Source organism: Microbacterium sp. CnD16-F (genome assembly GCF_024124465.1).
Taxonomy (GTDB): Bacteria; Actinomycetota; Actinomycetes; order Actinomycetales; family Microbacteriaceae; genus Microbacterium; species Microbacterium gawkjiense.
Window position 1 is genome coordinate 45,133 of sequence record NZ_JAMXSA010000015.1, and the last position, 8,509, is coordinate 53,641.

Consider the following 8,509-nt stretch of genomic DNA (forward strand, 5'->3'; position numbering starts at 1 on the left):
ACGCTACCCGGTCGGCAGGACGGCGCCGGGGAGGCCGGAAACGAGAAATGGGCCCCTTTCGGGACCCATTTCGACTCTGTGCGCGAGGGGGGACTTGAACCCCCACGCCCTATTCGGGCACTAGCACCTCAAGCTAGCGCGTCTACCTATTCCGCCACCCGCGCAGAGTTTTCTCCCGTCGTTTCCTCGGGGATTTCGGTTTCGCAACCGAGGATCGACAGTAGCACGTTCTGACCGCTCCCGATAATCGGGGCGACTACGCCGCCGAGACGCCGAAGAGCAGACCCAGCAGGTAGGTGATCGCCGCCGCACCGAAGCCGATCGCGAGCTGGCGGAGGCCGCGGCGCAGGGGCGGGGCGCCCGAGAGCAGCCCGACGGTGGCGCCGGTGAGCAGCAGCGCGAGCCCGACCAGCGCGAGGGCGAGGACGACGGCGGAGAGCCCCGAGAGGCCGAAGATCCACGGCAGGACCGGGATGACGGCACCCGAGGCGAAGAACGCGAAGCTGGATGCCGCGGCGCCGAACGCCGAGCCGACGGATTCGAGGTCGGCGGGCGGCTCCGCGGCGCGCCGGTAGGGCACGGCGCGGTCGCTCGCCTGGGCGGTCGCGATGACCTTGCGTGCCCGGGCCAGCGCGTCGTCCTCGTCGAGCCCGCGCGTCCGGTACACCAGGGCGAGCTCGTTGGCGTCCAGGTCGAGGTCGGGCAGGACGTGGTCGGTGTCGTTGTTGGGATGCGTCGCCTCGATCAGTTCGCGCTGCGACCGGACCGAGACGAACTCGCCGGCCGCCATCGAAAGGGCGCCGGCGAGGAGACCCGCGATGCCGCTGAAGAGCACGAACTGCGGCGCGACCCCGGTCGCGCCGATGCCCATGACGAGGGCGAGGTTGGACACCAGTCCGTCGTTGGCCCCGAAGACGGCGGCGCGGAAGGTGCCCGACAGGCGCATCCGACCGCGCGCGGCCAGGCCGCGCACGACCTCGCCGTGGATCTTCTCGTCCGCTCGCATGGCGGGGGTGGCGTGCGGGTCGTCGTCGTACGGGGAGCGGTTCTCGGCGTTCTGCGCGAGCGCGAGGACGAAGATCGAGCCGAAGCGGCGCGCCATCGCCGCCAGCATCCGTGTGCGCACCGACGCCCTCGGCAGCCGCTGCGGCTCGCCTCCCAGCAGTTCCAGCCAGTGCGCTTCGTGGCGCCCCTCCGCGTCGGCGAGCGCCGTCAGGATGTCGCGCTCCTCCCCGGACTTCCGTGCGGCGAGTTCGCGGTACACGCGGGCCTCGGCGCGTTCGTCGGAGAGATAGGAGGCCCAGCGTCGCCGATCCCTCGGGGTGGCGTCGGGCAGCGGGGTCGCGTTCGTCGTGCTCATGTCCCCTTCACGGTAGTCACCGCGTCCGGCCGGGACCGCGCCGAAGCCGGAACTGCCAGCATTTCGGGGATCCGAAGGGGTCAGGAGTGGACGCGCCGTCGGAGGACGTCGATGCGCGCCTGCAGCTGCGCGACGGTCGCGCGCGCGACCTCGGGTCCCCCGCACACGCGACGCAGTTCGGCGTGCACGGCGCCGTGAGGTTCGCCGCTCTGCCGCGCGTAGAGCCCGACGAGGCTGTTGAGCAGCTGTCGCTGCTCGCGGAGGGTACGGTGCAACGCCGGCGGCAGGGTGTTCTCCGGCTCTCCCGTCTCCTCGCCGCGCGCCTTCTCCTGGGCTTCGCGGGCGTGACGGTGACGCGACTGCCGCGACTGCCGCTGCATGAGGAGTTCGTGCACGTGCTCGGGCTCCAGCAGGCCCGGGATGCCGAGGAACTCCTCCTCCTCGAGAGTGCCGGGGACGGCCAGCTGCCCGAACTCCTTGCCGTCGTAGAGCACCCGGTCGAAGTGCGCGGTCGAGCCGAGAGCCTGGTAGCTGCCCTCCTCGAGCAGCGAGTCCGACGCCTTGTCCTCGCGCTCGGCCGCCTCCAGCAGCGAGTCCTCGAGACCGTCGTCGTCCGTCTCCTCGCGGTCGAGGGCGTGGTCGCGCTCGCGTTCCATCTCGTTCGCGAGGGCGAGCAGCTGCGGCACGTTGGGGAGGAAGACGGATGCCGCTTCGCCGCGGCGCCGGGCCCGCACGAAGCGTCCGATGGCCTGAGCGAAGAAGAGCGGGGTCGAGGCGCTCGTCGCGTAGACGCCGACGGCGAGACGGGGGACGTCGACCCCCTCCGACACCATCCGCACCGCGACCATCCACCGCGTCGTGGATTGCGAGAAGGTCTCGATCCGCCCCGACGCGGCCTTGTCGTCGGAGAGGACGACCGTCGTCGGCTCCCCCGTGATGTCGCGGAGGATCGCGGCGTAGGCGCGGGCGGCCGTCTGATCGGTCGCGATGACGAGACCCCCGGCATCCGGGACGTCCTGACGGACTTCGCTCAGTCGGCGATCCGCAGAGCGCAGCACGGCGGAGATCCACTCGCCCTCGGGGTTCAGCGCCGTCCGCCACGCCTGCGCGTTGATGTCCTTCGTGTTGTCCTGACCGAGGTGCGCCTCGTACTCGTCACCGGCCTTGGTGCGCCACTTCATCTGGCCCGCGTACACGTGGAAGAGCACCGGACGGACGACGCCGTCGGCGAGCGCGCGGCCGTAGCCGTAGTTGTAGTCGGTCCGCGAGATGCGGATGCCCTTGTCGTTGGGGTGGTACTCGACGAACGGGATCGGCGCCGTGTCGCTGCGGAACGGCGTGCCCGACAGCAGCAGCCGTCGGGTCGCCCGCCCGTAGGCCTCGCGCAGCGCGTCGCCCCAACTCAGGGCGTCGCCCCCGTGGTGGACCTCGTCGAGGATGACGAGGGCGCGCGAATCGAGGACGAGACGCTCGTGCACGGAGGCCTTCACCGCGACCTGCGCGTAGGTGACGGCGACGCCGTGGTAGTGCCGCGCCGGTGAGTAGTGCTTGTTGCTGAAGCGCGGGTCGAGCCGGATCGAGACGCGCGCCGCGGCATCCGCCCACTGCGTCTTCAGGTGCTCAGTCGGCGCCACGACGATGATGCGATCGATCACCCCGCGCCGCAGCAGCTCGCTCGCGAGCCGGAGCGCGAAGGTCGTCTTGCCGGCGCCGGGGGTGGCGGCGGCGAGGAAGTCGCGGGGTCCCCGTCCGACGCCGTCGGGCCCGTCGGCCTCGAAGTACTGCTCGAGGGCCTCGGCCTGCCAGGCACGCAGGTTCTGGGCCGTTCCCCACGGGGCGCGCTGCGGGAACGCGGGCGAGAGGTGCTCGGCGGCGAAACTCCCGAAGTGGGGCTCCTGCGAAGCCGCCCCCTCTTCGTTCATCGTCTCGCTCGTCACGTCGATCCACCCTAATCGTCCGGTCCGACACCGGGCGCCCCGGGTCGCCGCGCGAGGACGGGTAACCTCGAGGCGGAGGTGCCATGCACGACATCGACTCCGGGCCCGACGAGAACCGTTCGCCCTATGTCCCCAACTCGACCGCCCACCCGTGGCGACGGATGGTGTCGATCGGTGACTCGTTCACCGAGGGGATCGGCGACCCCTACCCCGACCGCCCGGGTGAGCACCGCGGCTGGGCCGACCGCGTCGCTGCCGTGCTCTCATCCCAGGTGGAGGACTTCGCCTACGCGAACCTCGCGATCCGGGGCAGACTCATCCGCCAGATCGTGGACGGGCAGGTCGAACCCGCGCTCGCGTTGAAGCCCGACCTCATCACGCTCTCCGCCGGCGGCAACGACGTCATCCGCCCGCAGGGTGATCCGGATGCGGTCGCCGAACTCTTCGAGGACGCCGTCGCCCGGTTGTCGTCGCAGGGCGCGACGCTGCTCGTGTTCACGGCCGTCGACACCGAGTTCACCCCGGTGTTCCGCGGCATCCGCGGGCGCGTGGCGATCTACAACGAGAACATCCGGGCCATCGCGGATCGGTACGACTGCATCGTCGCCGATCAGTGGGCGCTGAAGTCGGTGCAGGACATGCGCTTCTTCGACGACGACCGGCTGCACTACAACGCGCTCGGGCACCACGAGGTGGCACGGATGGTGCTGCGCGCCCTGAACGTGCCGAATGACCTGCAGCCGATGGCTCCCGAGGCGCTGCCGCCCACCACGTGGCGCGCCGCGCGCGCGAACGACCTCGTGTGGGCGCGGGAGCACTTCGTGCCCTGGGTCCTGCGGCGCCTGCGGCACCAGTCCTCGGGCGACAACGTCACCGCCAAGCGTCCCGAAGCGCTGCCGTTCTCGACCGACGCACCGCAGGGCTGATCCGACTCAGCGCAACGCCCAGAGCGCGACCGCGGCGGCCGACGCGACGTTGAGGGAGTCGACCCCGCCCGCCATCGGGATTGTGACGATCGTGTCGGCCGCGGCGAGGGCGGCGTCCGACAGCCCCTCGCCCTCCGACCCCATGAGCACGGCGAGCCGCTCCGGTCGCGCGGCGGCGAACGCGTCCAGTGGCACCGCGTCCTCGGCGAGCGCGAGAGCCGCCAGATGGATGCCGGCGGCCGCGAACAGCGGCGACGCGGCATCCCATTCCGGCAACCGCGTCCACGGCACCTGGAAGACGGTGCCCATGCTCACCCGCACGCTCCGGCGGTACAGCGGATCGCCGCAGCGCGGACTGACGAGCACGGCGTCCGCGCCGAGGGCGGCGGCGGCGCGGAACGCGGCCCCCACGTTCGTGTGGTCGACGATGTCCTCGAGGACCACGACCGTGCGCGCACCCTCGAGGAGCGCGGCGGGATCCCGGAGCGCGGGGCGATGCATGGCGGCGAGCGCACCCCGGTGGACGGCGAAGCCCGTGACCTGCTCGGCGACGGTGTCCGGCACGACGTAGACGGGGGCGTCGCCGGCGAGCGGGAGCGCGTCGTCGAGCCACTTCTCCTGCACGAGCAGGGAGCGGGGACGGTGCCCCGCCGCGACCGCACGGGAGATGACCTTCGCCGATTCGGCGATGTAAAGGCCCCCGGCGGGTTCGGCGACGCGCCGCAGCGCCGTGTCGGTGAGGTCGCGGTAGTCCGACAGGCGCGGATCGGCGGGATCGTCGATCCGGGTCGTCGTCATACGCCCATGCTGTCACGGGCGCCGCGACGTGATCTGCGCGAAACGGCGACGGCGTAGGCTCGGAACCGAGGAGGGCCATGAGCGTGCTGGACCTGGATGCCGCGACGAGCGCCGCCGTGGAACGCGCGGTCGACGCGCTCGCCGGGCGCCGCGTCGCCGTCCTCACCGGCGCCGGGGTCTCGACCGATTCGGGCATCCCCGATTACCGCGGCAAGGGCGCCCCCGTCCGCACCCCCATGACGGCGCAGGAGTTCCTCGCCGACGACGCCTCCCGGCGGCGGTACTGGGTGGGCAGTCACCTCGGCTGGCGCACCTTCGCCGCCGCCGCCCCCAACGACGGGCACCGCGCGCTCGCCGACCTCGAGCGGTCCGGGGTCGCGACCGGCGTCATCACGCAGAACGTCGATGGGCTCCACCTGCGCGCCGGTAGCCGCCGGGTCGTCGAGCTGCACGGCACGATGCGGCGGGTGAGCTGCCTGCACTGCGGTCAGGTCTTCGACCGGCGCGACCTCGCCGAGCGCATCGAACGCGACAACCCGTGGATCACCGTGCCCGACAGCGTCGAGCTCGGTCCCGACGGGGACGTCCTGCCGGGTCGCAGCGACGGCTTCGTCGTCCCGGACTGCTCGGTGTGCGGCGGGATGCTGAAGCCCGAGGTCGTCTTCTTCGGCGAGTACATCCCGCTCGAGAAGTTCCGCGAGGCCGAGCAGCTGGTGCGGGCCAGCAGTGCGCTGCTGATCGCCGGGTCGTCGCTCGTCGTGAACTCAGGTATCCGCCTGCTCGACCGTGCCCGCCGCCGCAAGCTTCCCGTCGTCATCATCAACCGCGGACAGACGCGCGGCGACGCACGAGCGACCGTCAAGATCGACGCCGGGACCTCCGAGGTGCTGACCGCCCTCGGCCGGGCCCTCTCAGCGACCTGACACCGCACCCCGCGTAGGCTCGTCGGGTGACGATCCTCACCCTCGTACGCCACGGCGAGACCGACTGGAACCGCGCCCGCCGCATCCAGGGCTCGACGGACATCCCACTCAACGACACCGGTCGGATCCAGGCACGTGCCGCCGCCCATGACCTCGCCGAGCGCGTGACGCGCGCGAGCACGACCGTCGTGGTCTCGAGCGACTTGTCCCGCGCGCATGAGACCGCCCGCATCATCGCGGCGGAGCTGGGCTTGCCGGAGCCGACCACCCACGTCGGGCTGCGGGAGCGCTCGTACGGCGAGGCCGAGGGCGTCACCGACGTGGAGTTCGCCGAGCGCTGGGGACCTTGGGACACGGCCGTCGTGCCAGGCGCCGAATCCCGCGACGCCGTGACGGTCCGCGCGCTCGCCGCACTACAGGAGGTCGTCGAGCGCGCCCGGCGCGAGAACGATCCGCACGTCCCCGACCTCATCGTCGTCGCCCACGGCGCTCTCATCCGCGCCGTCATGGAGCGCGTGACGGGCGGCGTGCACCCCGGTCGAGGCCACAAGATCCTCAACGGGTCGGCTCACAGCTTCCGCGTCGAGCCCGAGGGTCTCATCCTGCTCGAGACCTCCGCCGTCCCCGTCTGACGATCAGGCGAGCCCGAGCGAACGGGCGATGAGGAGCAGCTGCACCTCGGTCGTCCCCTCCCCAACCTCGAGGATCTTCGAGTCGCGGAAGTGCCGGGCCACGGGGTACTCGTTGATGAAGCCGTTGCCGCCGAAGATCTGCGTCGCGTCGCGGGCGTTGTCCATCGCGGCGTCGCTCGAGGTGAGCTTGGCGATGGCGGCCTCGGTCTTGAACGGGAGCCCCGCATCGCGCAGACGAGCGGCATGCAGCCAGGCCAGCCGCGACACGTGCACGCGCTGCTGCATGCGCGCCAGCATGAACTGGATCGCCTGCCGACTGCCCAGCGACTCCCCGAACACGACACGGCTCTTCGCGTAGTCGACGGCCGCCTCGAGGCACCCCTCCGCGGCACCGGTGGCGAGCGCCGCAATCGCGATCCGACCCTCGTCGAGGATGTGCAGGAAGTTCGCGAAACCGCGGCCGCGCTCCCCCAGGAGGTTCCCCTCCGGGACGCGCGCGCCCGTGAAGACGAGCGGATGCGTGTCGCTCGCATGCCAGCCGACCTTGTCGTACGCCGGGCCGACCGTGAACCCCGGGGTGCCGCTCGGGACGATGATCGTCGAGATCTCCCGCGTCGCGGAACCCGGCTCACCCGTGACGGCGGTGACGGTGACGAAGCGCGTGATCGGGGTGCCCGAGTTGGTGATGAACTGCTTGGCCCCGTCGATCACCCACTCGCCGCCGTCGAGACGCGCGGTCGTGCGGGTGGCCCCGGCATCCGATCCCGCCTCGGGCTCGGTCAGACCGAACCCGGCGAGCGCACGACCCGCCAGCAGGTCGGGCAGGTGCTCCTCGCGCTGCGCGTCGGTCGCGAAGCGGAAGATCGGCATCGCCCCGAGGCTGACGCCGGCCTCCAGCGTGATGGCGACGGACTGATCGACGCGCGCGAGCGCCTCGATGGCGAGTCCGAGCGTGACGTAGTCGCCGCCCTGCCCGCCGACCTCCTCGGGGAACGGGAGGCCGAACAGTCCCATGTCGCCCATCTGGGCGACGACGTCCATCGGCAGGGTCTTCGTGCGATCCGCCTCGTACGACACCGGCGCGACCACCTCGTCGGCGAACGAGCGCACGAGACCGGCGAGCTCGACCTGTTCCTCGCTGAGACCGTATCCCGACATCGACAGGCTCATGCGAACACCATCGCCCGGGCCGGGTCCCGCAGGACGTCGCCCACGTCGGTGAGGAACCGAGCCGCCTCGGCGCCGTCGACCAGCCGGTGGTCGAACGACAGGCTCAGCGTCATGACGTCGCGCAGCGCGACGCCGCCCTCGTGCTCCCAGGGCCGGCGCTGCACCGCTCCGAGACCGAGGATGCCGGCCTCCCCCGGCACGAGGATGGGCGTGCCGGCGTCGACGCCGAACACCCCGTAGTTGGTGATCGAGAAGGTGCCGCCCGACAGGTCCGCCGGAGTGGCCTTGCCCGCCCGCGCCGTGTCGGCGAGGGCGCGGATCGCGTCGGAGAGCTCGAGGAGCGGCATCCCGCCGGCATCCTTCACCGAAGGAACGACGAGTCCGCGCTCGGTCGCCGCGGCGATGCCGAGGTTGACCTTCGCGAAGCGGACGATCTCGCCCGCCGCGTCGTCCCACGTCGCGTTCAACTCCGGCGTGCGGCGCAGCGCGAGGCAGACCGCCTTCGCGGCGACCGCCATGATCCCGACCCGGCGCGCCGCGTAGCGGGTGTCGGCCCGCAGACCCGCCACGAAGGCGACGGATGCCGTCACGTCGACGGTGAGGAAGGTCGCCGCGTGCGGGGCGGTGAACGCGGAGCGCACCATCGCGTCGGCCGTGTGCTTGCGCACCCCGCGGATCGGGATGCGCTCGTCGCCGGCCGCGCCGGCGACGGGTGCCGCGGCCGGCGGCACGGGCCCGCGGGGAGCCTCGGGGGTCGCCGGTG

Annotated in this window: 8 protein-coding genes and 1 tRNA gene; 3 read left to right on the top strand and 6 right to left on the bottom strand. The window is 72.0% G+C overall.

What is annotated here, in order from left to right; genetic code table 11:
• Nucleotides 1–79: 79 nt before the first annotated feature.
• The 3 genes from NH287_RS06315 to NH287_RS06325 form a co-directional block, all read right to left on the bottom strand.
• Nucleotides 80–164, bottom strand: a tRNA-Leu gene (locus NH287_RS06315).
• Nucleotides 165–256: 92 nt separating this feature from the next.
• The gene (locus NH287_RS06320; RefSeq protein ID WP_253034914.1) at nt 257–1,360 is read right to left on the bottom strand and encodes a VIT1/CCC1 family protein; all 1,104 of its coding nucleotides are present in this window, start codon (nt 1,358–1,360) and stop codon (nt 257–259) included.
• Nucleotides 1,361–1,440: 80 nt separating this feature from the next.
• Nucleotides 1,441–3,282, bottom strand: coding sequence for a DEAD/DEAH box helicase (locus tag NH287_RS06325; RefSeq protein ID WP_253034920.1), 1,842 nt, complete (start codon nt 3,280–3,282; stop codon nt 1,441–1,443).
• Between the two features lie 98 nt (nt 3,283–3,380).
• On the opposite strand from NH287_RS06325, the gene NH287_RS06330 reads away from it, so the two are divergent.
• Nucleotides 3,381–4,223, top strand: coding sequence for an SGNH/GDSL hydrolase family protein (locus tag NH287_RS06330; protein WP_253034915.1), 843 nt, complete (start codon nt 3,381–3,383; stop codon nt 4,221–4,223).
• Nucleotides 4,224–4,229: 6 nt separating this feature from the next.
• On the opposite strand, the gene NH287_RS06335 is transcribed toward NH287_RS06330, so the two are convergent.
• Entirely contained in the window at nt 4,230–5,021 is a 792-nt protein-coding gene (locus tag NH287_RS06335) for an RNA methyltransferase (protein ID WP_253034916.1), read from the bottom strand.
• 77 nt (nt 5,022–5,098) lie between these two features.
• Here NH287_RS06335 and NH287_RS06340 point away from each other — a divergent pair, with 77 nt between their 5' ends.
• Entirely contained in the window at nt 5,099–5,944 is an 846-nt protein-coding gene (locus NH287_RS06340) for a Sir2 family NAD-dependent protein deacetylase (protein ID WP_253034917.1), read from the top strand.
• Nucleotides 5,945–5,970: 26 nt separating this feature from the next.
• Nucleotides 5,971–6,576: a histidine phosphatase family protein gene (locus NH287_RS06345; RefSeq protein WP_253034918.1), complete on the top strand. Its 606-nt coding sequence runs from the start codon at nt 5,971–5,973 to the stop codon at nt 6,574–6,576.
• A gap of 3 nt (nt 6,577–6,579) precedes the next feature.
• Here NH287_RS06345 and NH287_RS06350 read toward each other — a convergent pair whose 3' ends face one another.
• Both NH287_RS06350 and NH287_RS06355 read right to left on the bottom strand, forming a co-directional pair.
• Entirely contained in the window at nt 6,580–7,734 is a 1,155-nt protein-coding gene (locus NH287_RS06350) for an acyl-CoA dehydrogenase family protein (protein WP_253034921.1), read from the bottom strand.
• An 8-nt stretch (nt 7,735–7,742) separates the two neighbouring features.
• Nucleotides 7,743–8,509: dihydrolipoamide acetyltransferase family protein (locus NH287_RS06355; protein ID WP_253034919.1), on the bottom strand; the 767-nt coding region annotated here is incomplete at its 5' end.